The organism is Streptomyces sp. NPDC007971 (assembly GCF_042958635.1).
Lineage (GTDB): Bacteria > Actinomycetota > Actinomycetes > Streptomycetales > Streptomycetaceae > Streptomyces.
Window position 1 is genome coordinate 104,450 of record NZ_JBIBJK010000009.1, and the last position, 25,389, is coordinate 129,838.

20 protein-coding genes are annotated in these 25,389 nt (G+C 71.8%); 11 read left to right on the forward strand and 9 right to left on the reverse strand.

Annotated features, from left to right (window positions below):
- Positions 1–4 precede the first annotated feature (4 nt).
- The 6 genes from ACFZCP_RS20315 to ACFZCP_RS20340 all read right to left on the reverse strand — a co-directional run bounded on the left by ACFZCP_RS20315 (position 5) and on the right by ACFZCP_RS20340 (position 6,611).
- Positions 5–781 (reverse strand): polysaccharide lyase family 7 protein, encoded by a 777-nt coding sequence (locus ACFZCP_RS20315; protein WP_391428477.1) that lies wholly within the window; start codon positions 779–781, stop codon positions 5–7.
- A gap of 118 nt (positions 782–899) precedes the next feature.
- Positions 900–2,108 carry a carbohydrate-binding protein gene (locus tag ACFZCP_RS20320; RefSeq protein ID WP_391428479.1) on the reverse strand — a complete coding sequence of 403 codons (1,209 nt, stop codon included), beginning with the start codon at positions 2,106–2,108 and terminating at the stop codon, positions 900–902.
- A 117-nt stretch (positions 2,109–2,225) separates the two neighbouring features.
- Positions 2,226–4,868, reverse strand: a complete 2,643-nt coding sequence (locus tag ACFZCP_RS20325; RefSeq protein ID WP_391428481.1) for a TIM-barrel domain-containing protein — start codon at positions 4,866–4,868, stop codon at positions 2,226–2,228.
- A gap of 210 nt (positions 4,869–5,078) precedes the next feature.
- Positions 5,079–5,507, reverse strand: coding sequence for a hotdog fold thioesterase (locus tag ACFZCP_RS20330; RefSeq protein WP_391428484.1), 429 nt, complete (start codon positions 5,505–5,507; stop codon positions 5,079–5,081).
- A 76-nt stretch (positions 5,508–5,583) separates the two neighbouring features.
- Complete coding sequence (locus ACFZCP_RS20335; protein WP_362700159.1) at positions 5,584–5,799, reverse strand: tautomerase family protein; 216 nt, start codon at positions 5,797–5,799, stop codon at positions 5,584–5,586.
- Between the two features lie 56 nt (positions 5,800–5,855).
- Positions 5,856–6,611, reverse strand: coding sequence for an SDR family oxidoreductase (locus tag ACFZCP_RS20340; protein ID WP_391428954.1), 756 nt, complete (start codon positions 6,609–6,611; stop codon positions 5,856–5,858).
- 188 nt (positions 6,612–6,799) lie between these two features.
- Between ACFZCP_RS20340 and ACFZCP_RS20345 the strand changes: the two genes are divergently transcribed.
- The 3 genes from ACFZCP_RS20345 to ACFZCP_RS20355 all read left to right on the forward strand — a co-directional run bounded on the left by ACFZCP_RS20345 (position 6,800) and on the right by ACFZCP_RS20355 (position 12,051).
- The gene (locus tag ACFZCP_RS20345) at positions 6,800–7,669 is read left to right on the forward strand and encodes a helix-turn-helix domain-containing protein (protein ID WP_391428487.1); all 870 of its coding nucleotides are present in this window, start codon (positions 6,800–6,802) and stop codon (positions 7,667–7,669) included.
- Positions 7,670–8,145: 476 nt separating this feature from the next.
- Positions 8,146–9,270: a GNAT family N-acetyltransferase gene (locus ACFZCP_RS20350; protein WP_391428489.1), complete on the forward strand. Its 1,125-nt coding sequence runs from the start codon at positions 8,146–8,148 to the stop codon at positions 9,268–9,270.
- A 138-nt stretch (positions 9,271–9,408) separates the two neighbouring features.
- Positions 9,409–12,051: a glycosyl hydrolase gene (locus ACFZCP_RS20355; protein WP_391428491.1), complete on the forward strand. Its 2,643-nt coding sequence runs from the start codon at positions 9,409–9,411 to the stop codon at positions 12,049–12,051.
- Positions 12,052–12,129: 78 nt separating this feature from the next.
- On the opposite strand, the gene ACFZCP_RS20360 is transcribed toward ACFZCP_RS20355, so the two are convergent.
- Positions 12,130–12,402 carry an acetyl-CoA synthetase gene (locus ACFZCP_RS20360; protein WP_391428493.1) on the reverse strand — a complete coding sequence of 91 codons (273 nt, stop codon included), beginning with the start codon at positions 12,400–12,402 and terminating at the stop codon, positions 12,130–12,132.
- Positions 12,403–13,119: 717 nt separating this feature from the next.
- The gene (gene mdlC, locus ACFZCP_RS20365; RefSeq protein WP_391428495.1) at positions 13,120–14,724 is read right to left on the reverse strand and encodes a benzoylformate decarboxylase; all 1,605 of its coding nucleotides are present in this window, start codon (positions 14,722–14,724) and stop codon (positions 13,120–13,122) included.
- Between the two features lie 277 nt (positions 14,725–15,001).
- Here mdlC and ACFZCP_RS20370 point away from each other — a divergent pair, with 277 nt between their 5' ends.
- The 5 genes from ACFZCP_RS20370 (at position 15,002) to ACFZCP_RS20390 (ending at position 21,101) form a co-directional block, all read left to right on the forward strand.
- Entirely contained in the window at positions 15,002–15,703 is a 702-nt protein-coding gene (locus tag ACFZCP_RS20370) for an SDR family oxidoreductase (protein WP_391428498.1), read from the forward strand.
- 268 nt (positions 15,704–15,971) lie between these two features.
- Complete coding sequence (locus ACFZCP_RS20375) at positions 15,972–17,153, forward strand: FAD-dependent oxidoreductase (RefSeq protein WP_391428500.1); 1,182 nt, start codon at positions 15,972–15,974, stop codon at positions 17,151–17,153.
- Between the two features lie 113 nt (positions 17,154–17,266).
- Positions 17,267–19,084: an RICIN domain-containing protein gene (locus ACFZCP_RS20380; protein WP_391428502.1), complete on the forward strand. Its 1,818-nt coding sequence runs from the start codon at positions 17,267–17,269 to the stop codon at positions 19,082–19,084.
- Between the two features lie 49 nt (positions 19,085–19,133).
- Complete coding sequence (locus ACFZCP_RS20385) at positions 19,134–20,063, forward strand: inositol monophosphatase family protein (protein WP_391428504.1); 930 nt, start codon at positions 19,134–19,136, stop codon at positions 20,061–20,063.
- A 123-nt stretch (positions 20,064–20,186) separates the two neighbouring features.
- Complete coding sequence (locus ACFZCP_RS20390; RefSeq protein WP_391428506.1) at positions 20,187–21,101, forward strand: NAD(P)H-binding protein; 915 nt, start codon at positions 20,187–20,189, stop codon at positions 21,099–21,101.
- 192 nt (positions 21,102–21,293) lie between these two features.
- Here ACFZCP_RS20390 and ACFZCP_RS20395 read toward each other — a convergent pair whose 3' ends face one another.
- A complete protein-coding gene (locus ACFZCP_RS20395) occupies positions 21,294–22,508 on the reverse strand; it encodes an acyltransferase family protein (RefSeq protein ID WP_391428508.1) in 1,215 nt (404 codons plus the stop codon).
- Between the two features lie 347 nt (positions 22,509–22,855).
- Here ACFZCP_RS20395 and ACFZCP_RS20400 point away from each other — a divergent pair, with 347 nt between their 5' ends.
- The 3 genes from ACFZCP_RS20400 to ACFZCP_RS20410 all read left to right on the forward strand — a co-directional run bounded on the left by ACFZCP_RS20400 (position 22,856) and on the right by ACFZCP_RS20410 (position 25,353).
- Positions 22,856–23,335: a GNAT family N-acetyltransferase gene (locus ACFZCP_RS20400; protein ID WP_391428510.1), complete on the forward strand. Its 480-nt coding sequence runs from the start codon at positions 22,856–22,858 to the stop codon at positions 23,333–23,335.
- Between the two features lie 161 nt (positions 23,336–23,496).
- On the forward strand, positions 23,497–24,642 hold the full coding sequence (locus ACFZCP_RS20405; protein WP_391428512.1) for an abortive phage infection protein: 1,146 nt from the start codon (positions 23,497–23,499) through the stop codon (positions 24,640–24,642).
- A gap of 273 nt (positions 24,643–24,915) precedes the next feature.
- Positions 24,916–25,353, forward strand: a complete 438-nt coding sequence (locus ACFZCP_RS20410) for a transcriptional repressor (RefSeq protein ID WP_391428514.1) — start codon at positions 24,916–24,918, stop codon at positions 25,351–25,353.
- Positions 25,354–25,389: the final 36 nt, after the last annotated feature.

Consider the following 25,389-nt stretch of genomic DNA (forward strand, 5'->3'; position numbering starts at 1 on the left):
CGTGTCAGCCGTGAGAGACGGTCAGTCCGTAGAAGGCCACGCGGGCTCCCTGCGTGGTGCTGTCCGAGGAGGACTGGTTGTAGGAACCCGCCTTGAAATACTGCTTGTACGGCGAGAACGACGACGGTATGCCGTAATGGGTGGTGGTGCCGTTGACGGTGAGGTCGATGGTGTTTCCGCCGGAGACGGCGATGGTGTAGCTCCACGTCTTCCCGACGGGCACATGTCCCACGGGGTGCGGGGTCTGGCCGCCTGACGGCGAGTTCTCGGTGCCGAGCACGATGTCGCCGTTCGCGTGGTAGTACAGCTCCAGGAGCGGCTTGGTGGACGAGCCGCCGGAGCCCAGGTGGATCTGGCCCACGCAGACGTTCTTGGTCACCGAGACCACCCGCAGGGTCGCGTTCAGCCGGTGGGAACCCTTGAGCGCCCAGTCCGCGGGGCTGCCGCTGCGATTCATCTCCCTCAGCTCGGAGCGGGCGTAGTGGGAGTTCGGAGTGGTGACGCCCTTCTCGGGAGCCCAGAAGGTCATCGCCCCGTCACGGGTGTCGGTGTAGAAGTACGCGTCCTGGTAGCCGTTCGCGCCCTGCAGCCGCGACGAGGGGATCGTGGTCGGGGAGCCGGGCGAGCCGACGGGCTCCTGGAGCTGCCAGACGGACAGGTCGAAGTTGCCGCCGGGCGCGACATGCGGGTCGGCCGCGTCCGCGTTGCCGCCGGTGAGCGCGGTGAGGCCGAGGGCGAGGCCTGCGGCGGCCAGGGCCGCCAGGAGCCGGGAACGGGACACGTGGGGGGTCCTTCCGTCGGAAGGATGCGCCCGATGTTCAGGTTTGTGAACACTGGACGCATCCTTGTTCATCGGTGACCCGTGAAGCTAGAGGTCTGAACCAGACGCGTCAAGAGGTTCAGCAGGCGCCCTCGTCCTGCCAGGGGCCCCACTCCGAGGCGCCGGGCGTCTCGTTCTGGGTCCACCACTTGGCCTTCCAGTTGTGCTTGTTGTACGAGACCTCGTTCCCTGCCGTGTACACCGCGGTCGAACTCCAGGCGCCCTTGCAGGAGGTGGGCGTCGGCGTCGGGGTGGGTGTGGGCGTGGTGCTGGGCGGGGTGGCGCCCGCGAACTGCACCGAGTACTTCGCGAAGTCCCAGGAGTTCTGGGCCACGCTGGAGCAGGTCCCCGACGTGCGGCCGCCGTTGTCGGGCGGCGTGCACTGGCGGTCGCGGTTCAGCGACCAGAACGTGAACCGGTCCATGTGGTGGCTGGTGGCGTAGTCCAGGACGGTCTGGAAGTCGGCCTGGGTGAAGTACTCGCCGCTGTCGCTGCGGCCGTTCATGCCGGAGAAGCCCTCGTGGGCGTAGGCGGTCGCCTGGTCCCAGCCGAAGGTGGACTGCAGGATCGAGTTGAAGTTCGTCAGGGCGCTGGTCTGGCTCGCCGCCCCGTTGAAGCCGCCGTCGAAGGGCATGATGGAGAAGTTGTTCGGGGTGAACCCCTGCGACTTGGCCTCCAGCAGCATCTGCTTGCCGAACCAGCCGGTGCCGTCCGCCGTGCCGGCCGTGGTCACGGAGACGTACAGGCCCGGGTTGTTCTGCTGCAGGATCTTCGCGGCGCCGATCTCGTTCGCGATCGCCGCGCTGTTCTCGTACTCCGGCTCCTCCAGGTCGAAGTCGATGGCGTGCAGCCCGTACTTGGTGATGACCTGCTGGTACGCCGCGGCCGTGGAGGCCGCGTCCGAGCAGGTCTGGCCGAGCTTGGTGCCGCCGTACCCGCCGATGGAGACCGAGACGTCACCGCCCTTGCTCCGGATCGTGCTGATCATCGACTGGACGGCGGTGTCCGAGGAGACGGGCGCGGTTCCGCCCCAGGTGGGCGAACAGCCGCCGCCGTTGGGGGCGAGGACGAAGGCCAGCTGGAACGCCTTCAGGCCGCTGGCGTCCATGATGGCCGACGGGTCCGGCGGGTCGTTGTCCAGCGGCATCAGGTAGGGGGCTGCGGCGTACCACCGGTTGTCCAGCGCGGTGGTTGCGCCCGAGGCGTTGCCCGCGACGAGTGCGGTGGTGCCGGCGGCCGCCAGTGTCACGGCGGCCGCCGCACCCAGGCATGCCCGAAGAGGTCTCATTGCGTGCCTCCCAGAGGGGTGGGGTGGGGAGTTGCCCCAGGCTCTGGGAGGTGTTGGGGTCACGTCAATGAGTTGGACTAGACCAACTTGCTCTTTGGACTAGACCATACGATCGCTTTACCTCCCGTCGACCAGTCGCAGACCGAAGCCCCGGTCGAGCGGCAGGCTCGGCGTGCTGATCGTGGTGGTGTGCGTGCCGGCGTCGTACGACCAGGCGGTGCGCGCCAGTTGACGTCCGTTCACCACGACCCGTGCGGGTGCGCCGGTGCCGTGCACGGTGAACCGGTACGTCCGCGCGTCCACCTTGCCCGTGTAGGCGCCCCGGCTCGCACCGACGGACACGGTGGTCCCCCCGTCGTCCGCATGCACCGACACCCGCTGGGTCGCGGCGGAGCCCTTCGCGAAGTCGCGGGTCACGCCGTCGTCCTCGTAGAGCGTGTAGCGACTGGTGCCGTGCGCCGACGGATACACGTCCCAGTCCAGCTCGTGCCGGTCACGGGTCTGCCAACTGGTCGTCCCCTGGGGCCACATGGGGACGATCGCACCCTCGCGCACGAACAGCGGAAGCGTGTCGAGCGGCGCGTGATAGCCGTTCAGCGTGAGGGGACCCCGGTAGGTGCGGCCGGTCCAGTAGTCGGTCCAGGTGCCCTTGGGGAGGTAGATCCCGTCACGAGTGTCGGAGTCCTGGTAGACCGGGGCGACGAGGAAGTCGCGGCCGGACAGGAACTCGTACTTCGCCTGCGCGCCCAGCGTGTCCGGATCGTCCGGGTACTCCAGCCACAGCGGGCGCACCGCGCCCACCCCCGTCTTCGCCGCCTCGGCGGACAGGGTGTACATGTACGGCAGCAGCCGTTCCTTCAGCTGCAGGTACTTGCGGTTGACGGAGGTGTACGGCTCGCCGTCGAGCCAGGGCTGCTGGTCGGCCGGCTTGCCCGTGGTGATGTCGCTGGCCCAGCCGTCCATGGTCATGACAGCCGGCAGGAACGCCTTCCACTGGAGGTCACGGGCGTACATCTTGGCGTCGTGGCGGTAGATGCTGCCCACGTCGCCGGTGTTGTAGGCGATGCCCGACATGGTCGCCCCGGCATAGGTCGGGATCTGCCAGCGGATGTAGTCCCAGGACAGCTTCTGGTCGCCGCTCCACAGGACTCCGCAGCGCTGGGCGCCCGCCCAGGAGACGGGCAGCCACACGAACCCGCGCGCGTCGCTGTTGTCCTCGATCCCCTTCTTCGCCGCGTCGCACGCGTCCAGCGCGAACTTGTAGCCGTTGCCCACCCAGGCCACGTCCAGCTTGGCCACTCGCTGGCCGGCCTTGACCTGGTCGGCGAGCTTGTCGATGCCGTCCTGGGTCCACAGGCCGAGCTGGGCGTGGTGGTCGTCGAGGCCCTTCGCGGTCTGCTCCAGGTTCTCGTACCCGCAGCCGTACCCGTCGTTGACCAGCATCCAGCCCAGGGGCATCTGGTGCTGGGTGTAGCCGTCGGCGATCTTCAGGGCGTCCAGGGTGTGCCGCTCGCCCCGGTTGGCGTTGTGCAGGTAGCAGTCGGAGTCGCCGGGTTCCAGGCCGTAGACGGGAGGCATGAAGGGCTTGCCCACCAGCGCCGTGTACTTGCCGATGACCTGCTTGGGGCCGCCGAGGAAGTAGTAGGCGTCCAGGCGCCGTTCCTGCTGGCCCGTCGTCACCGGTGAGCCGAAGGTGTACACGCCCGGTGCGAAGGTGTTGCGCAGGACGCCGTAGCCCGCGCTGGAGAGGTAGAACGGCTGGGAGTTGTTGTAGCCGCCCTCGTTCCAGTCGAAGCTGTTGGCCACGTACATGGTCTGCCCGCGGTGCGAGAAACTGCCGTTCTGCTCGCCGCCGCCGAAGAACTGCTCGTCGGCGCCCCGCTGGAGGCTCTGCCGCATCCCGCCGGTGGACCAGCGCAGCGGCTTGTCCTCCTGCCAGATCCGGGTGCGGTTGTCGGGCTTGTACAGGCCGAACCGCAGGGGCATCTTGTACACCCGCAGCACGGCCTCGGGGGAGCGGATGCCGTAGTAGTCGCCCGCGTCGAAGGACGAGGTGTGCCGCTGGAGCGCGGGCTCGCTGCGCACGATGGCCGTGCCCGCCGGGTCGCTCAGTGAGCCCGACGGATCGGCCTGGAGCCGCAACTGACCTCCCGTCAGGAAGTCCGCGCGGGCCGTGAGCGTGCCCGCGCCGATCGTGTAGCTGCCCTCGCGGCCCGAGAAAGACGTGAGATTCCCGGCGTCGGTGGTCGCGGGCAGGTACGCGGTCCCCGTGAACGAGTTGTCGTGCACGTCATAGGGCACGACCAGGACGTGGTACGTCCCCGAGGCCCGCGGGATCACCGTCGCCTCGGGATCGGCGGTGCCGGCGCTGGACGCCACCTGCTTGCCGTGGTCGTCGTAGACGTACAGGTCGAAGTCGTCGGAGGGCTTCTCCCACTTGATCGACAGCGGTACGCCGCCCTCGGGGTTGTCGTCCCAGTAGCCGTCCGGCACCGAGACGGTCAGGTCGAAGCGGTCGCAGACCTTGCTGTCGGGGTCGGCGGCGGCATCGGGGCAGCTCTCGGTGCCGCCGCCGGTGCCCTTGGCGTAGACCGGGCTCTGCCAGTCGACGTTGCTGTGAGTGGAGTCGAGCACGGCGCCGACCGCTGTCGTGGCGGCCGCCGCGGGTGCCGGGGCGGTGAGCACCGTCCCGGCCAGGGCGGCCGCCAGTCCCAGCGGAACCCAGGACGGCCACGGCACACGGTGTCGGAGTCTTCGCACGGCGGAACAGCTCCTATCGCACCTTCGCGGACTGACTGTTCTTGCGCTTTCTGCGCGGAAGCGCTCGAAACGAGCTTCAATCGAGCAACTTCAAGCACGAAGCCTCGGGGTTGACGCAGGTTCATGTCAATACGGCGGAAGGGAACCCGCCCAGGCACGACGAAGGCCGGCCCCCTGCGGTGGCGGGGCCGGCCTTCGGCTCGGTGTCGCTCAGTCGGTTTTCTTCCTCAGTACGATCTGGGTCTGCGTGGTCTGGCCGACCAGCCGGTTCCGGTCGTCGCGCAGGTCCGTCTGCACCACCATGAGCGTGCCGCCGACATGCAGGGGGCGGGCCGTGGCGTGGACGCGCCCCGCGGTGACCGCCCGCAGGAAGTTGGTCTTCGACTCCACCGTCGAGGTGCCGGCCGCTCCCTCGGGCAGATGGAGATAGGCGCACACCGCACCGACGCTGTCCGCCAGCGCCATCAGTGCCCCGCCGTGCACGGCACCGCCCACCGTGCAGATCTCCGGGGACCACGCCAGGCTGCCCACCGTGCGCTCGGCCGTGGCCTCGTGCAACTCGATGCCCAGCCCGGCCGCGAAGGGCATGGCGGCCAGCAGTTCGGCGGGAATCGGGACGACGGGCTCGGAGGAGGACATGACGTACCACCTTTCATGAATGCCGTGGTGCTCCGGACGGTGATCCACTGTGGTGGTGCGGGGCGGCCGGCGCCAGTCACTCCTCGGACGGCTGCTGGATCATGGCCAGGGTCAGCACACCGCCGCCGATGCCCCAGCCGCCGTCGGCGACCTCCTCGACGAGGACCAGCGTGGTGGCGCGGGCGCGTTCGCCGTAGATCTCGGCGTACAGATCGGTGGTACGAGTGACGATCAGCTCCTTCAGCTTCTCGTCCAGGCTTCCGGCAGGGACCTTGAAGTTCGCGAACGGCATGATGATTCTCCTGGGTTGACGATGCGTCAGAGGGATTGGCGGATGGTGAGGGCCGGTCAGACGATGCCGCCGTTGGCGCGGACGATCTGGCCGTTGACCCAGTGGCCGGCCGGGGAGGCGAGGAAGGCCACCACCTCGGCGATGTCGGCGGGCGTGCCGAGGCGCTCCAGAGGGGGCTGGGCGGCCAGCCTGGCGACGGTCTCCTCGTCCTTGCCGTCCAGGAACATGTCGGTGGCCGTCGGCCCGGGGGCGACGCAGTTCACGGTGACGTCCCGCCCGCGCAGCTCGCGGGCGAGGATCATGGTCAGCGCCTCGACCGCGCCCTTGCCGGCGCTGTAGGCGCCGTAGGCGGGGAAGGACAGGCCCACCACGGACGTGGAGAAGGTGACGAACGCGCCACCGCGGCGCAGCGTCCGGGCCGCCTGCCGGGCCACCACGAAGGTGCCGCGGATGTTGGTGCGGTGCATCGCGTCCAGCTCCGCCAGATCCAGATCGGCGATCGGCGCGAGGTACATCCGCCCGGCCGTGTGCACCACGACGTCGACTCCGCCGAACTCGTCGGCGGCGGTCTCGAACAACGCGGCCACCTGCGCCTCGTCGGCGACGTCGGCGCGGACGGCGACCGCGCGGCCGCCGGCCCGGACGGCCTCCTCGGGGGCGGCCTCGGCCAGGCCGCGGTTGCCCGCGTACCCGACCACCACGGCGTATCCCTCGGCGGTGAGCCGCTCGACCGTCGCCCGGCCGATGCCGCGGGAGCCGCCGGTGACGACGGCGACGCGGGGTGCCGAGGGGGTCGGTGCTTCGGTGGACATGGCAGCGGACGTGTCGGTGGACATGGTTGCGGACGTGTCGGTGGACATGAGATCTCCCGTGGCAGCGGGGCGTGTCGCCCGGTGGATGTCTCCAGCCTGGGCGGCCGGTCCGCCGCCAGCCACGGCTGTGCTCACCCTGGGGTCGGCAACCCCTGGTTCCGCGCCGTCGCCGGAGTGACCATGGAGAGGTGAACCAATCGGAGCTCGCCGCCTTCCTGAAGTCCCGCCGCGACCGGATCCGCCCCCCAGACGTCGGCCTGCCCGTCGGGCCCCGTCGCCGGGTGCCGGGACTCAGACGCGAGGAGGTCGCCCAGCTGGCCGGGCTCTCCGCCGACTACTACACCGAGCTGGAGCGCGGTCGCGGGGCCCAGCCCTCCGCACAGGTGCTGGCCGCGCTCGCCCGCGCGCTGCGGCTGAGCGGCGACGAGCGCGATCACCTCTTCCACTTGGCGGACCGCCCCGCGCCGACCGCCCACGGCACCGCGGCACAGGCCCAGCCCGCCCTGGTCGGCCTGCTGGACCGGCTCACCACCACCCCCGCCCAGGTCATCAACGACCTGCACGAGACCCTCGTGCAGAACCCCCTCGCCCGGGCGCTCCTCGGCCCGCCCCCGGCCGTCCGCGGACCCGAGGCGAGCTTCGTCCACCGCTGGTTCACCGATCCCGGCGCCCGCGCGATCCACCCGGTCGAGGACCACCCGCACCACTCCCGGGTCTTCGTCGCCGACCTGAGGGCGGTCGCCGCCCGGCGCGCCCGGGACCCCGAGGTCGGCCGGCTCGTCGCCGCACTACGCCGCCGCAGCGAGGAGTTCGAGGCGCTCTGGGAACAGCGGGACGTGGCCCTGCGCCGTACCGACCACAAGCGGATCGTCCATCCCGCGCTCGGTGTCATCGAGGTGGACTGCCACAACCTGTTCAGCGAGGACGGCCGCCAGCGGCTGCTGTGGTTCAGCGCCCCGCCCGGCACCGAGGGCGCCGCCCAGCTGGAACTGCTGTCGGTGATCGGCACGCAGGACATGGCGCCCGGGGCCGAGCAACTGGGGCGCCGACCGGGCTGAGCCACGCCCTTGACACGCGCCCGGGGCCGCGCAACGTCCGCCGTGCCCCGACGCGACTGACCTGCATCTGCTGTGCGCCGACGCGCCCGAGGGGCGTCTGCTGTGCCCCGACCCCGCGGAGCAGCGTCTGCGCGCCCTTCCCGGCCGAAGGGGGCGTGTCCGGCGCGCCGACCGGCGCGCGGGGGGCGTGAACTTTACTCCATCCGTCCTGACTCATCACCGATGTCCGCAGACCCATGGCGGAGCATCCGTCGCCTGAGGCACCCTTGGACGATGTGCGTACGGTTTCGGGACGTTTGGGTACCGGCGCACGGCGGGGATGGGCAGACATCGGCAGCAAGGGCAGGACGCGCACGGCGCGTCATGGGGGGAGTGATCGCCCATGCGATCCATGAGCCACGGTCCACACGCCGCACCGGCTGGTGCCGCACGCGAGAGAACCTGCGCGCGGCCGGCGGAAGGGCGGTCGGCCTGAGGTGGAGATCACCATCCACAGACCCGGTGATCTGACCTCCGCCCTGCGCGGAGCCTGGCACCGGGCGATGGACGAATCACCCGAGTACGCCAACCCCTTTCTGGCACCGGAGTTCACCATCGGAGTCGGCCGTCACCGTGGCGGCGTCCGGGTCGCGATCCTGCGGGAGGGCGGAGAGCCCGTCGGCTTCTTCCCCTACGAGCGCAGCCCCCTCGGCACGGGACGGGCCGTCGGACTCGGGCTCTCCGACTGCCAGGCGCTCGTGCACCGGCCCGGCGTCACCTGGGACGCCGGAGAGCTGCTGCGCGCCTGCGGGCTCAGCATCTTCGAGTTCGACCATCTCGTCGAGGAGCAGCGGCCGTTCGCCCCCCACGTCACCGGCACCTTCGCCTCGCCGGTGATCGACGTGAAGCCCGGCGACGGCGGATATGCCGACTGGCTGCGCGGTGCCTACCCGGGGCTGGCCAAGACGACGCTGAAGAAGGAGCGCCGCCTGGGCAGGGACATCGGCGAGGTGCGCTTCGAGTTCGACGAGCGCGATCCCGGGATCCTGCACACGCTCATGCGGTGGAAGTCCGCCCAGTACCGCAGGACGGGACGGATGGACCGGTTCTCGCGGGACTGGATCGTCGACCTGGTGGACCACCTCTTCCATGTCCGCGAGGAGCACTTCACCGGCGTGCTGTCCGTGCTCTACGCCGGCGACCGTCCCGTGGCGGCCCACTTCGGCCCCCGCTCCAGCACGGTCCTGGCCGCCTGGTTCACCGCGTACGACCCCGACCTCCAGTACTACTCACCGGGGTTGATGATGCATCTGAGGACGGCCGAGGCTGCCGCCCGGCACGGGGTGACCCTGGTGGACCTGGGGCGCGGCGACAAGGAGTACAAGGACTGGCTCAAGACCCGCGAGCTGCGGGTCGGGGAGGGCTTCGCCGCCCGCCCGCACCCCGTGGCGGTGGCCCAGCGGCTGTGGCGACGGCCGGTGCGCGGCCTGCGGAACACGGTCCTGGCCCATCCCCGGCTGCGCCGGCCCGCCGACCGTCTGCTCAAGACGGTCGGGCAGTTGCGCACCCAGGAGCGGGCGGGTGCCGCCGCAGCCCCGCTGCGCGACCCTCGCGCGGGATGAGCGGCGGGGGGCGACGCGGACCGGACGGGCAACTACTGGCAGGTACGTGTCAAGTGTGGGTCAAGTGGCGGACGTTTCCACGCCCGCGTGGTCGGGTCTCCTGCGTCGGCAGAGTCGATGCCCGCCTGGGAGGTCCTGGTGTCCTTGCCCATCCGCAGAAGACGGTGGTTCACCGTCTGTGCGCTCACCGCGTCCGCCGCGCTCGTCGCGATACCCCCGTCCACCGCCTCCGGACGCGGCGGCGCCGCCCCCTTCGGAGTCCGTACGCTCGGTCAACTCGCCAAGGCCCGCCACCAGTCGGCGGGAGCCGAGTCCCCGCGGGTCCAGGCCGATGACGACGACGGCAACGAGGCGGACGAGATCGCCGAGGGCGCCGACCAGTACGCCGAGGCCCGCACCTCGCCCGGTGTCGTGGCGCCGGGCGCGTACGGCGCCGCCTGGAGCGGTCTGCAGGGACTCCCGCAGACCGGCGGCAAATGGCGCCACGTCACCGGGTTGCGGTACGACTCCGACGACCCGCGCTACCGCGACATCGACTCCAACTCCAGCGGCGGATCCGGCGACGTCACCGGCCGCATGGCCGCGCTCGCGGCCGACGACGACGGCTACGTCTACGCGGGCAGCGCCGGCGGCGGAGTATGGCGCTCGCGCACCGGAGGCGGCCACTGGCAGCCCATCAGCGACCGGCTTCCCGCGCAGTCCACCGGCGCCCTCGCCCTCGACGGAGCCGGCCGGCTGTGGCTGGGCACCGGCGAGGCCACCACCAACTCCGACGCCTACCTCGGCAGCGGCGTCTACGTCCTGGCCCACCCGCACCACGGAACCTTCTCCCCGCGCCGCCGGGTCGGCGGCGACGAGCTGGAGAGCATCACCATCCACGAGCTGCGCTTCGGCGGCGGCAAGGTGTGGGCGGCCACCAGCGAGGGCGTGTGGAGCCACTCCACGAAGCGGCTGAGCGGTCCCTGGAAGCTGGAGTTCGCGCCCAACCCCGACTTCCTGCCCAAGGGTTCGAAGGCCGACGACCCGGACGCACCGTACAAGAACATCGCCAACGACATCGCGATCGACCCCAAGGACCCGTCCAAGGTCGTCCTCGCCGTCGGCTGGCGCAGCGGCGACGACTACAACGGCTTCTACACCGAGGTGAACGGCGCCTGGACCCGGATCACCAGCGGTCTCGGTGACCTGCCCGCCGACGCCGACAACGTCGGCAACGTCACCTTCGCCCGCTCCGCCGACGGCTCCCGCTACTACGCCATCGACCAGTCCCCGGAGCAACTCGGCACCAACCCGGACAGCGGCCTGGAGGGCATCTACGTCTCCAAGTCCGGCTCACCGACCGGACCGTGGACGAAGATCGCCGACTACAAGGGGCTCGCCGCCGACAACTCGGCCCTGACCACGGCCGGATACATGCCCGGCGTCCAGGCCTGGTACAACCAGTTCCTCGCCGTCGACCCGAGCGACGCGCAGCACCTGTACGCCGGTCTGGAGGAGGTCTACGAGACCAAGGACGGCGGCAGCACCTGGTCCACCGTGGGCCCGTACTGGAACTTCCCCTTCTCCTGCTGGAGCATCGACCCCTCCAGGCAGACCGGTGACTGTCATCAGACCACCCACTCCGACCAGCACGGCGTCGCCATCGGGCGCTTCCACGGCAGGTCCTATGTGTACGTCGGCAACGACGGAGGCGTCTACAAGCGCCCCGTCGAAGGCTCCCAGGACGCCTCCGGACACGCCACCGACTGGACGTCCCTCAACGACGGCACCATCGACACCCTCCAGTACTACTCCGTCGGCATCGGCAGGGACCTCGACCACGGCGGCCTGTCCGTCACCGGCGGCCTGCAGGACAACGGCCAGTCCGTCCTGCGCGGTGACGACAAGGTGATGGGCTCCGACTTCGGCGGCGACGGCGGCGACACCCTCACGGACCCCGCCAACGGCTGCGACATCGCCCAGGAGTACGTCTACCTCGCCGTCCAGGTCACCCAGAACTGCGCCGTCAATGACGGCAGCTGGGCCACCGACCCGAACAAGGCCACCTCCTACGGCGTCGCCCCGCCCGACAACGCCACCAGCGAGGCCCGCTTCATCGCCCCGCTCGCGACCGACCTGAAGGACGGCAACACCTGGATCGCCGGTGGCCGTCACATCTGGGTGCAGACCCATGGCTACGCCATCCGCAGCGGTGCGCAGTGGACCAGCGTGCACGACTTCGGCACCGGCCGTGTCGCGACCGCCGTCGCGGCCTCCGGCGGGAAGATCTACGCCGCCTGGTGCGGACCGTGCAACAACCAGGGCTTCGCCCGCGGCATCGCCGTCGGCAACGCGGACGGCACCGGCTGGCACGACATCAGCCTGCCCGTCGAGGGGACCGTACCCAACCGCTACCTCAGCGGCTTCGCCGTCGACCCGAAGAACGCCGGCCACGTCTTCCTCGCGGTCAACGGTTTCTCCCGGCACTGGACCGAGGGCCCGGGCGCGGGCGTCGGCCATGTCTTCGAGTCCACGGACGGCGGCACCACCTGGAAGGACATCTCGGCGAACCTCCCCGACGTGCCGGCCGACTCCGTGCTGGTGACGGCGAACGGCGGCCTCGCCGTGGCGACCGATCTCGGCGTCGTCCTCCGCGCGCCCGGCCACACGAAGTGGGAGCGGGTCGGCCGGCTCCCTGCCGTCGCCGTGCTCCAGCTGAAGGCCGGTCCGGACGGCGGCATGCTGTACGCGGCCACCCACGGCCGGGGCATCCAGGCCATCAGGCTGCGCGACCTCGACTGACCGGCCCGTGCGGCTGGGGGAACGGGTGGGCCATGACCGGTCCGTCCAGCCTGGAACGGGTGGCCCTCTGCCAAAGGGTCACCCGTTCTGCGGATACGGCACCACGCTCACGTCCAGCGCGAAGACTCCCTGAGGAGCACCTGCCACGTCGGGTGCCTTCGCGGCGACGGTGACCCGGGCGGCACCGCCCCGGGTGCCCGCGCAGCGCAGGGTGGTGCGTGCGGTGCCGTCCGGCTCCGGGCGCCAGCCGGACGGCACGACGAGGGCAGGGGCCGAACTCCGAACCCCGGTCCACCGCCTGTCGTCCGCGCGGGGGCGCAGCACGAGCGTGACCACCGTCCCGGGCCGCACGCACAGTTTCCGCCGGACCGGGTCACCGGGAGAGACGGCGACCTCCACATGTCCCGCGGCGCACCGGCCCGCCGAGGGTGAGGCCGACGGCGAGGAAGCGGTGTGGGCCGAGGGCGACGGCCGAGTCGAGCTGCCGCCCGACGCACCAGTGCCCGCGCTCCCGCCCTCCGACGGCCGGCTGCCTGTGCTTGCGCCCCCCGACGGCCCTGTGCCGCCGGTCCGGCTCCCGCTCGCGCCCGTGCGTGCGCCCGCACCCTCGCCGCGCGGTGCGTCGCACCCGGCCAGCAGCACGACCACCGTGGCGATCGCCCACACCCCGGTCCACCACCGCATGCCGGCACCTCCCCGGTTCGACCTACGCCACCAGGATGCCCTGCCCTCACGCGTCGTTGCGCAGCGCTCGTCCCGCCTTGGTGCGCAGAACCACGAATCAGGGCCACGTTGTCGCGGACGGTGAGCCAGGGCGGCAGCGAGCGGCCGTACTCCTGGAAGACGACGGCGAGCCGCTCGGGTACGCCGGTCACCCGGGTGCCGTCGACGCTGATCGTGCCCTCGTGCGCGGGCAGCAGCCCGGCGATGGTGCGCAGCAGTGTGGACCCCGCAGCCGGACGGACCGACGACGCACGGCAGTTGGCTGTCGGGCACGGTCAGGCTGATGCCGTCCAGGACGGGACGGTCGCCGTAGCGCCGGCTCACGGAGCCGAGGCGCAGCATCGCTCACCCGGCCCAGGGCTCGTAGAGGGTGCCGACGCTGCCGGTCACCCGTACGTGCAGCAGGAACGGGCCCGCGTCGTCGTCCCGGCCCAGGGCGTGGTCGAGGGCGGCCGGCAGCTCGGCGGCGTGTTCGGCGCGGGCCGCAGGGCAGCCGAAGGACTGCGCGAGGCCCGTGAAGTCGACGCCCTGGATGTCCGTGCCGGGGACGTGCGTGAGACCGATCCGGCGGCCCAGCGCACGGACGGCCCCGTACCCTCCGTTGTCGAGGAGGACGAAGGTGACGGGCGCCGCGTGCCGGGCCGCGGTCCACAGGGCCTGCACGGAGTACAGCGCCGAGCCGTCGCCGACCACGCACAGCACCCGGCGGCCGTCGGCGAGCGCCCGGCCGACCGCGAGGGGCAGGCCCCAGCCGAGAGCCCCGCTGCCCGTGGTGAGGAAGCCCCCGCCGAGGTCGACCGGCACGCGGGCGTGCAGGGCGTCGCGATGACTGGGCGCCTCCTCGACGAGCACCCGGTCGCGCGGCAGCCGTGGGCGCAGCAGGTCGAAGAACAGCTCCGGGGTGAGAGGTCCCTTGCCGGGGGCCGCCGGGGGTGCGGGCCGTGGCGGCGGCGGGTCGCGGTCCGCCTCCTTCAGCAGTGCGGCGAGCCGGGCCAGCGCGGGGCGCAGCGTCGTCACGATGCTGGTGCCGGTGGGCAGCCAGGCGGCCTGGCCCGGATCGCAGTCCAGGTGGAACAGCTCGGTGTCCGGCGTCAGCAGCGGTCCGTAGCCCGCCACGTGGTAGGTGAACAACGGCGCACCCAGGGCCACCACCACGTCGTACGGCGCCAGCCGCGCGGCCAGCGGCCCGGGGACCGGTGGCAGGAAACCCTGGAACAGCGGATGCGACTCCGGGAACCCGGAGCGCCCGGACAGCGGGCTGATCCAGACCCCGGCGCGCAGCCGCTCGGCCAGCGCCCGCACCTCGTCCAGCGCGTCCTCGTCGTCGACGCCGGGGCCGACCACCAGGGCCGGGCGCGCGCAGGCGCCGAGCCGGTCGGCGAGCGCGGCGAGGACCTCCGGCCGGGCCGTGAACGCGGAGTGCACCGTGCGTGGCACGACGGGTGCGGCGCGCCGGTCCCAGTCGTCCTCGGGCACGGAGACGAAGACCGGCCCGCGCGGATGCGTCATCGCGATCCGGTACGCCTCGGCGAGCACGGCCGGCACGTCCTCGGCCCGCTCGGGCTGCCGGGCGAACTTCACGTACGGGCGCGGGAACAGGGCCGGTTCGTCGGCGCCGAGGAACGGCCGCAGCTGGATCAGCGAGCGCGCCTGCTGGCCCGCCACGATCACCAGGGGCACGCGGTCGCGGAAGGCGTTGAAGACCGCGCCGAGCGCGTGCCCCAGCCCGCCGGCCGAGTGCAGTGCGACGAAGGCCGCGCCACGGGTGCCGAGGGCGTGTCCGGCCGCCATGCCCACCGCGGTGGACTCCTGGAGCCCGAGCACGTAGGTGAAGTCGTCCGGCCAGTCGCGGACCATGCGCAGCTCCGTGGAGCCCGGGTTGCCGAAGACGGTGGTCATGCCGGTGTCCCGCAGGAACCGGACGACCGCGTCGCGCACCGTTGCCGTCACGAGGACCTCCCTGAGCCGATGAGCCGCCTCTCGACAGCCACCCAGGCCGGTGTTCAGGAGCTGGCCGAGCAGCCGGCACAAGCCCATGGGGCATGCCTACCCCTCGTTGTCATGATCGCTACATCCGGACGGGTGGTTGCGCCGGACTCCGGAGAAACCCGTCGGTTCTTCGAGAAGCGCGTAGGCGTGGCGGTGGGTGCAGGGAGTGGCTGGACGGAGGAAACCGATCGGTTTACGATGTGGGAAACCGATCGGTTTCACCTGTCTGGAGACTGTCATGACCGCACTCGCGAACTCCGTAGCCCTCGTCACCGGCGGCAGCCGGGGCCTCGGCAAGGCGCTGGTGGAGGAGCTGTACGCACGCGGCGCCGCGAAGGTCTACGCCACCGCCCGCGACCCGCGCACCGTCACGCACCCCGACGCCGTACCGCTCGCCCTGGAGGTCACCGATCCCGCCTCCGTCGCGGCCGCGGCCGAGCGCGCGCAGGACGTGACCGTGCTGGTCAACAACGCCGGAGTGGCCACCGGCACCCGGCTGCTGGACGCGCCGCTCGACGCCATCCGCCAGGAGTTCGAGATCAACTACTACGGCCCCCTCCTGCTCACCCGCGCCTTCGCACCGGTCATCGAGCGCAACGGCGGCGGTCACATCCTGAACGTCCACTCCGTGCTCTCCTGGTTCTCCGACGGCAGCGGCTACAGCTCCACCAAGGCGGCGATGTGGTCCCAGACCAACGGCCTGCGCCTGGAACTGCGGCCCCGCGGAATCGAGGTCACCGGGCTGCACATGGGCTACGTCGACACGGACATGACGGCGCGCATCGAGGCGCCGAAGGCGAACGCCCACGACATCGCCGTGGCCGCGCTCGACGGCGTCGAGGCGGGGGCGTACGAGGTACTGGGCGACGACCTCACCCGCTGGGCCAAGGGCGCCCTCGCCGAGGACGTGGCCGCCATGTACCAGCAGCTCGCCGCATAGCGCCCGAGGACGGGACCCGCCGGGCGGGCAGGCGCGGCCGGGCCCGGCACGATCCGGCCGGGAACCGGACACGCACCACCTTTCCGCCTTCCTCGGGCGCTGCCTTCCTCGGGCGCTGCCTTCCTCGGGCGCTGCCTTCTTCGGGCGCCGCCTTCCTCGGACCCCCGCTCCCGTGTCCGGTTCTCGGCCCCCGCCACTCTCCACGCAACCGGCACTGCCCTTAGATGGACGCAGCCAACAGCGACGGCGGGAGCGGAGTGTGACAGGGATGGCGGCGACGAGCGTCCTGGTGGTCGGCGGCGGAATCGCGGGCACGGCGGCAGCGCTGGGCCTGCACAAGGCGGGTTTCGACGTCACGGTCCTGGAGGCGCATCACGACGCGGCCGAGGACCTGGGCGCCTTCCTCACCCTGGCGAGCAACGGCATGCGGGCCCTCGCCGAACTGGACGCCACGGACGCCGTCACGGCCATCGGTTTTCCGCTGACTTCGCTGCGCCTGCTCGACAGCCAGGGATCCGAGGCGGTCCGGGCCCCGCTGGGCGAGGCGGACGACCCGGCCCTGCGCTTTCGCTGCCTGCGCCGCGGCGAGCTGAACTCGGCCCTGCAGGCGGAGACCGTCCGGCGCGGCATACCCGTGCGCCACGGCACCCGGCTGGTGTCCGTGACGGACGGCCCCGAAGGCGTCACCGTGCACCTGGCCGACGGGAGCAGCGCGGTGGCGGACCTCCTCATCGGCGCGGACGGACTGAACTCCACCGTGCGCCGGCAGATCTTCGGGCGCGCCCCGCAACCCCGGTACGCGGGCCAGCGCGTCTTCTACGGATATGTGCACGACGCTCCGGTGACCGACACCACCGGCACCATCACCATGGTGCGCGGCAGTGAGTCCGCCTTCGGCTTCGCGGTCTCGCCGCAGCGGGAGACGTACTGGTTCGCCCGCATCGGGGGAGAGCCGCTGCCCACCGACGGACCGGCCTACCGCACCGCCGCCGACCGCCGCGACGAGCTTCTCGCCCTGCTGCGCAAGGACTCCACCCCCGCCGCCGACATCGTCGCGGCCTGCGCCGACCGCATCATGGTCACCAACGCCACCGAGATGCCGCTCGGCACCGCCTGGCACACGGGCCGCGTCCTGCTCGTCGGCGACGCGGCCCACGCAGCGTCCCCGGCCACCGGGCAGGGCGCCTCCATGGCCCTGGAGGATGCCGTCGTCCTGGCCAAGTGCCTGCGGGACGCGCCGGATCCGCACTCCGCGTTCACCCTCTACGAGCAGTACCGCCGCCCGCGCACGGAGCACAACATCAGCGTCAGCGGCGGCATCTCCCGCGGCACGCACACTCCCTCGCGCGACGCCTCCGCCGGTCCCGGCGCCCGGCGCCCGGACGACGAGCTGATCCGCCAACTGGCCTGGGACGTACCGCTGTCCGCCGAGGCCGACGCCACGGGCTGACCCGCGCGCCGCCGCGAAAGTGCAAGAGGCGGAGCAGGGGAGTCCATTGCCGGGGGAAACCGCCGGGCCGGATCGTTCGGGTGCAACCGGCCCTTCGGCACCAAGGAGCACCCGTGCGACTCTTGAGCAGAGCAGGCGGCGCCATGGCCGCGGCCGTCGCTTCGGCCCTGGCCCTGGGCAGCGGCACCGCGGCCCCGGCCCCCGCTGTCTCCGCGACCACCGACGCCGCCTACAGCGTGACCGTCGGGACACCCGTGCCGTTCACCCACCCCACGGACACCCCCGCCGTCCCGTACCTCGACCGGGACGGCACCTTCCACTACCAGCAGTCCGCCGCCCTCTACGGCGCCAAGGACCCGCGGATCTGGGACTTCTACACCGGCAAGGACTTCGACAGCGCCACCTTCGACAAGGCGCTCAGCAAGGCCGTCGACCCCGCCAATGCCGACGACCGCAACGACGACACCACCTGGCGGTGCAACAACAGCCCGACCGGCCGCGAGGCGACGTACCCGCCGGCCGGCTCGGGCTACGCCCAGAAGAACTACTGCGACCTGTCGGGCGTGTGGGTCGACCCCGACACCGGTGACTGGTACGGCCTGGTGCACAACGAGTTCACCCCCCAGCCCTTCGGCGACGGACTGCACTACGACGCCATCGACTACGCGGTCTCCACCGACCGGGGCCACACCTGGACCATCAAGGACCACGTCATCACGTCGCCGTACAGCACGAAGCGTGGCGACACGACGGCCTTCCCTCACCAGACCTACTCCTACGGCGACGGTGACCAGCGCCTCTTCGCGGACACCGCCTCCGGTTACTTCTACGTGTATTACGGCTCCCGGATCGTGGACAAGAACGGCGGCTGGAAGGCGTTCTACGAGCACGTCGCCCGCTCCCCGATCTCCGCGAAGATGGCGCCGGGTTCCTGGCGCAAGTGGTACGACGGCACCTGGTCCCAGCCCGGTACCGGCGGCCGGGAGAGCAACATGGTTCCCGTCGACACGGACCACCCCACCGGCTACACCCCCGTGTCCGGCGAGTACGACCCGGCCAACGCCGGCACCGCCGCCGAGCAGATCGCGGCCGGCACGATGCCCCCGACCTCACCGCTGTTCGTCATGAACATCACCTACGACGCCTACCTCGGCCTGTACATCGGCGAACCGCAGGCCGTGGACCAGAGCGGCGACTCACCGCAGTACTTCTACGCCACCGACGACCTGGCCTCCCAGAAGTGGCGCCTGATCGGCGACACCGGCGGCTACACGAACGCCTCCTGGTACCGCTGGTTCCTCGACCCCGCCAACCGCACCAGTTCGAGTGTCGTGGGCAGGACCTTCCGCTCCTACTGCGCCTTCGGCTGCTCCCACGACGCCTCCGGCGAATACGTCGACGTCACCGTCGACTCCGCCCGCCGCGCCGCCCCGCCGGTGGACACCACCCGCCGCTACCGCATCACCTCCGGCACGGGCCGCGTCCTCGCCCAGGCCTCCGGTGGCTCCGCCACGACCTCGCTCGCGTCGCCCAGCGGTTCCGCCCGGGAGTCGTGGACCTTCACCCCCACGGGCGACGGCGCCTTCACCGTCGCCAACGCCGCGAGCGGGCGTCTGCTGGGCGTCAACTCCGCCTCCACCAGCGGCAGGGCCTGGGGCGCCCGGCCCGCCCTCACGGCGGCACCGGCCGGCGGACCCGCGGCCGGCCAGCAGTGGTTCGTGATCCGCAGCGCCTCCGGTGACGGTTCCTGCCGTCTCGTCAACCGCTACAGCGGTCTCGTCCTCGCGCTGTCCCAGGGAACGGCCCATCGTGTGGAGACCACCGCGCCACGCAACTGGACCGACAGGAGTGGCAGTTCGGTCGGGGGTGGCCGGACCGCGGCCGAACAGAGCCTGTCCTTCACCCCTACCGGCAAGGCCCGCAGGCCATAGCCGAACCCGGGCCCGCCGCCCGCGCGGGCCCGCCTCCTATGCTGGCCGCATGCAGCTCAGCAACGGGGAGATCGACGGAGAGACTGACGGGGAGTCCGGCTGGGAGTCCGGCGGGGAGGCCAACAGGCAGCCCACGGGGCAGTCCGCCGGGCTCTCCATCGGGCAGCCCACCGGGCAGTCCCACGAGGAGTCCGACGCCCAACTGGCCCTGCGGGCCGCCCGGGCGGGCGCGGACGTCGTACGCGCCATGTACGGAGGCTCACTGGCCCGCTTCGAGAAGTCCGCGGGCGACTTCGCGACGGCCGCCGACCTCGCGGCGGAGCAGGCCATCGTCGACGTGCTGCGTGGAGCGCGGCCCGACGACGCCGTGACCGGAGAGGAGAGCGGCAGCACCGGCAGCGCTGCGGCGCCGCGCCGATGGCTGGTCGACCCGCTGTGCGGCACCCTCAACTACGCCGTGCGGAACATGCTGGTGGGGGTGAACGTGGCTCTGCGGGTGGACGGCGAGATCACGGCGGCCGCGACCGCCGACCCGTTCAGCGGCGAGGTGTTCTGGACCGACGGGCAGCAGGCCCGGGTCCGGCTCGGCGACACGGACGAGGATCTGGTTCCCTCGGCGGAATCCGCCCTGGTGGACGTCAACCTCGACCCGCCGTTCCCGAACGCCCCCGGCTTCCGTGCCGTGCGCCTCCTGGCCGACCCGGGTTTCGGTCGGCGGTTCCGGCCCCGGGTGGTCTCCACGACCCTCGCGGTGGCCTGGGTGGCCGCGGGCCGCCGGGCCGCGTACGTCACCGACGGAGACCTGCGCGACAGTGTCCACTTCGCGGCCGGCATCGCCCTGTGCCGGGCCGCCGGCTGCACCGTGACCGGCATCGACGGCCTGCCCCTGCACACGGGTGCCGGCGGGCTGATCGTGGCCGCCGACCAGGAGACGCACGCCGCGCTGCTGGCGATGGCCGGGGACCGGATGCGCCCGTAGGCCGGTGGTGTTCCTCGCCGCCGCACGGCGCCAGCTGCGCAGGTGAGCCGGTGGGCAGTGCTTAGGGTGGGATCGTCCCGAATGGACCGGATGTTCCGGTATCGGAGGCAGGAGGCGATCGCCGTGCATGTTCACCCCGTGCTGGTCACCGGCGTCGGCGGCACCGTGGGCGGAGTCGGGCGAACGGTCCTCGACCGGTTGCGGGAGCAGGGCGTGCCCGTCCGGGCACTGGTGCACCACGACGACGAACGGGCCTCGGCCCTGCGGGCCATGGCCGGCGTGGAGGTGGTGGTCGGCGACCTCACCCGCGGCGCCGACGTGGTGGAGGCGCTGGCGGGCTGCCGCCGGGCCTACTTCGGGATGGGCGTGTCACCCGCGTACCTGGAGGCCTCGACGACGGTCGCGGCGGCCGTCCGCGAGGGCGACGGCCTCGACCTGCTGGTGAGCATGTCCCAGATGACGGTCTCGCAGATGGACCTCACCAGCAGCGGCGAGTCCCGGCACCAGCGGCTGCACTGGCTGGCCGAGCACGTCCTGGACTGGTCCGGCGCCCCGGCGGTCCACGTCCGGCCCACCGTGTTCATGGAGAATCCGCTCTTCGCCCAGGTCGCGGTCGCCTCGATCCTGCGGGACGGCACGATCCGCCTCCCCTTCGGCTCCGCCCGGACCTCGCCGGTCGCCGCGGGCGATGTGGCGGAGGCCGTCGCACGGCTCCTGCTCGACCCGACGGAACCGTCCCGCCGGGTCTACGAACTGACCGGGGCGTACTCCCGCGACATGAACGCCGTCGCGGCCGAGTTCTCCGCCGCTCTGGGCCGTGCCGTGACCTATGTCGACGTGCCGTACGAGGAGTGGCTGGAACACGACCTCAAGAAGCTGGGCCTGCCGCCCCACGTCTTCGACCACATCGCCACGATGGCGCGGCTGCACGCCGAGAACCGGTACGACCGGGCCACGGACGACCTCGCCGAGCTGCTCGGGCGCCCCCCGGCGGGGTTCGACAGCTTCATCAGGAACACGCCTGCCCTGCAGCCGTAGCCCCAGGACCTGCCGACAGGCCTCGCGGCCCTTCGCCCGGGCCGACCCCCTGCTGCTCGGCGCCCCCCGGCCGGACGACGACCGCCGCGGAGCGGGCTGGCGGCGCGTGATCACCTCGGTCTTGCGCGAACGGCCGACCGGATCAGTCGCGTGAACGACCGGCCTGTTCAGTCACGCGAACGACCGGCCTGCTCAGTCGCGTGTACGACCGGCCGGTTCAGTGGCGCCCGGGGCGGGTGCCACCCGGCTGGAGGGCACCGACTCCAGCTGCCGGCCGGACCCGCCGGCCGCCCGGCGGCGGAGCAGCAGCCGTCTGGCCGGGCGTTCCACCGCCTCGTACAGGACCCAGGACAGCCCCAGGGACAGACTGAAGGCGATGCCCGTGACCGCCACGCCCGCCAGGACACCGAAGTGCGGCTTGGTCCCCAGCAGGTTCGTGCCCGCGCGCAGGACCAGCAGATGGATCATGTAGAAGGCGAACGACAGTTCCCCCAGACGCACGAGGCACCGGTGCCGCCACAGGGACGGCAGCCCGTGCAGGTCCGCGGCGGCCGCCGCCGGGATCAGCAGGGTGAACCCGGCGAGCGTGCAGACCGTGGCGGAATAGCCGGGCGTGACCTGCGGGACCAGGAAGTAGCCGATGATCGCCAGGGCCAGCGACGCCTCCAGGCCGGGCCCGCGCCATCGGTCGACCAGTACCAGCCGGGCCGTCACGGCGCCCAGCACGAACTCGGGGAGGCGGGCGGCGGGGAAGGAGTACAGCGACTGGGTCAGCCAGTGGTGGGCGTCCGCCCAGGCCAGCACCAGGACCGCCGCGACCGACACCCCGCCCAGCACCGTGGAGCCCCGGGCGCCGAGCTTGCGCAGCAGCAGGATCAGCAGCGGGAAGGAGGCGTAGAAGAACGCCTCGCACGCCAGCGACCAGCTGACCGGGTTCAGCGTCTGCCACCAGGGATGCCACCAGGAGTGCAACAGCAGGGCGTTGGCCAGCGTCTGCCGGGGCGTCGGGTTCCCCTGGTGTGTCAGCGTGAGCGTCATCAGGAGTGCGACGGCCAGGGTGACCAGGTGCACCGGGTAGATCCGCGCGATGCGCCGTCGCCAGAAGGCGAAGGCGCGGTCCTGCTGCCGCGCCGACCAGGTCAGCACGAAACCGGACAGCACGAAGAAGAACGACACTCCCGTGGCACCGGCGCCGAATCCCCAGAACACGATGCGCCCGGCGCCGCCTCCGAAGTAGCCGAAGTTGTTGACGTGCAGTCCGAACACCAGCAGGGCAGCCATCCAGCGCAGCCCCGTGAGGGACGGCAGGGAGGGCAGGGCGGCGGTCGGGGAGGACCGTCCCGGAGAAGTGGCCGTGCCGGTCCGTGTGGGCGGCGTCCGGTTCGCCCGGGTCGTCGCCGTCGTCATCCAATCACCTGCCGCAGGAGTTTCGCGTGGAGCATGAAGGGGAGCGTTGCCCGTTCGGCCCGTCTCAATCACATCAATGTGCAAACATCACACTGCTGCCGAACGACGCGGTCCGCGCTATGCCACGGACGGACCGACGCGATGCACCCGTACGAGCGACGGGGCCTGTTGACCGCCCGCCCGGCGCCGGAACCGGGCGAAGTAGACGTTTCCGGGCGCGAATACGACATGCTCGTCAAGCCGTGCAAGCCGTGCAAGCCGTGTAAGTCCTTCAAGCCCTTCGTGCCCGTCCTCCGGAGGCCTTCGGCCGTGGACGGGCGGCGAGCGCGCTGCGATGATTCGTGATCATGAGCGAGCGAGCGCGCGTGCGGCCTGCCGAACCGGGTGACTACGACCGCATCATCGCGGTGGTCGACGAATGGTGGGAGCGGCCGATCCGTTCGGTGCTGCCCCGGCTGTTCCTGGACCACTTCCATCGCACCAGCCTGATCGCCGAGGACGGCGTCGGCCTCGCCGGGTTCCTCATCGGGCTGATGTCCCCGGCGGAGTCCGACACCGCGTACGTCCACTTCGTCGGGGTGGCGCCGCGAGCCCGTGGGGAAGGGCTGGCCAGACGCCTCTACCAGGGATTCTTCGAACTGGCGGCGGCGGAGCACCGTACTCGGGTGAAGGCGGTCACCTCGCCGCAGAACCGGCGCTCCGTCGCCTTCCACACCGCGTTGGGATTCACGGTCACCGGACCCGTCCACGACTACGACGGCCCCGGGACCGACCGCATGGTCTTCCGGCTTCCCCTCCCGCCCCGGGTGGAGCGCGAGCGGCCCTGACGCCCGGCCCGCCGCGGTCCCGTCGTGCGGCCGGGGGCCGAATCCCGGGGCCGGCCGCGCCACCGGCCGCGACTTTCGCCGCCCGATCCGCTCCCTTCGGCGCTCGGCCGTAGACCATCGGGGGACGGCGCCGGCAGGGCCCGTGACGCCAGGGTGGCCGTATGCAGAGGATCCATGACCGTACGCATCGGGCCAACGGAATCAACCGCGCACAGTTCCTGGCCGGGGCGGCGTCCGCCGGGCTCGCCGCGACGCTGCTGCCCGCGGGCACGGCCGCGGCGGCCGAGCAGCGCCACGGACTGCGCCACCGAGGTGTCGTCTACACCGTCGGCGAGGGCGAGACACCGGCCACCGGCTTCCACACCGCACGGATGCGCCGGGACATCCGTGTGATCCGCGACGAACTGCACGCCGACACGGTGGACGTCACCGGCGACGGCGTCGAACGGCTGACGGCCACCGCCGCCGAGGCCGCGGAGCGCGGCCTGCACATCTGGCTCCAGCCGACCCTCGCCGACGCCTCCGAGCGCGACACCCTGGAACACCTCGCCGAGACCGGTCGCTTCGCGGAACGGCTGCGCCGCCAGGGCGCGAGCGTCGACCTCAGCGTGGGCTGCGAGTTCTGGCTGCTCGTGCCGGGCATCGTCCCGGGCGACACGGTCGTCGAACGTATCCAGAACCTGATGGACGGCAAGGTCGACCCCGTCAGGATGCAGCACCGCCTGGACCGCTTCACGGCGAGGGCGGCGGCGGTCGGCCGCTCCGTCTTCCGCGGCCGGCTCGCCTACGCGGCCGCCCAGGAGGACCAGGTCGACTGGCGACTCTTCGACATCGTCGGCATCGACTACTACGCCTACTTCCCCCGCCGCGCCGACTACGTGCGGGAGCTGCGCCGCTACCTGCGATGGGGCAAGCCGCTGGCGATCACCGAGTTCGGGACCTGCGCCTACGTCGGCGCCCCCGAGACCGCCGGCATGGGCTGGGACGTCGTCGACCGCGACAAGGACCCCCAGGAGATCAAGGGTGACCTGATCCGCAGCGAGCGGACGCAGGCCGCCTATCTGATGCAGCTCCTCGACGTCTTCACCTCGATGGGTCTGTACGCGGCCATGGCGTTCGAGTTCGTCACCCCCGACGCACCGCACCGGCCCGGCGACCCCCGCCACGACCTCGACATGGCGAGCTACGCCGTCACCAAGCCCATCGAGAAGCGCCCCTTCGACCCCGCCGCCGGCTGGCACTGGGAACCCAAGGAGGCCTTCCACGCCCTGGCCCGGCGGTACGCGAGGGAGGCGGCCCGCGGCTGACCGGCCGGTCCCGGAGCATCGCGCTCACCCGTTGGGAGGATCCCCCGGCTCGGCGCGCGGCACGGCGGTCGGTGCGGCCGCATGATGCGTCCGTGTCAGCGCGCCCCGTTCCCTCAGCCCGGCCCGTCGGCCCCGGCCGAACACGGGCCGGGCTCGGCCATGCGCGTGCGGGGCAAAGCTGCGCACGGGCGAACACCGGTCGGCGGCACGAGGCCAGAATTGCATGGTTCGTTTTCTTGAATCCCTCGTGTTTATGAGGGTAGGTTCGGCGTCATGACCGCATCCCAGACTCCGAGCACCGCCGAGGAGCTGCGCGGTGTCGGCCTGCGCGTGACAGCCGCCCGCGTCGCGCTGCTGGAGACCGTCCGGGACGGTGACCACCTCGGCGTCGAGGCGATCGCCTCCGGGGTCCGCGACCGCGTGGGTCATATCTCCCTGCAAGCCGTCTACGAGGCCCTGCACGCACTCACCGCGGCGGGCCTCATACGCCGTATCGAGCCGGCCGGCAGCCCCGCCCGGTTCGAAGGACGCGTCGGCGACAACCACCACCACGTCGTGTGCCGGGCGTGTGGTGCCCTCGCCGACGTCGACTGCGCGGTCGGCGATGCGCCCTGCCTGACCGCGTCCGACGACCGCGGCTTCTCGATCGAGGAGGCCGAGGTCGTCTACTGGGGCACCTGCCCCGACTGTTCCACCGGCCGCAGTTTCTGAGCACCAGTTCCTGAGCACCGAGTTCCGTCACGTTCG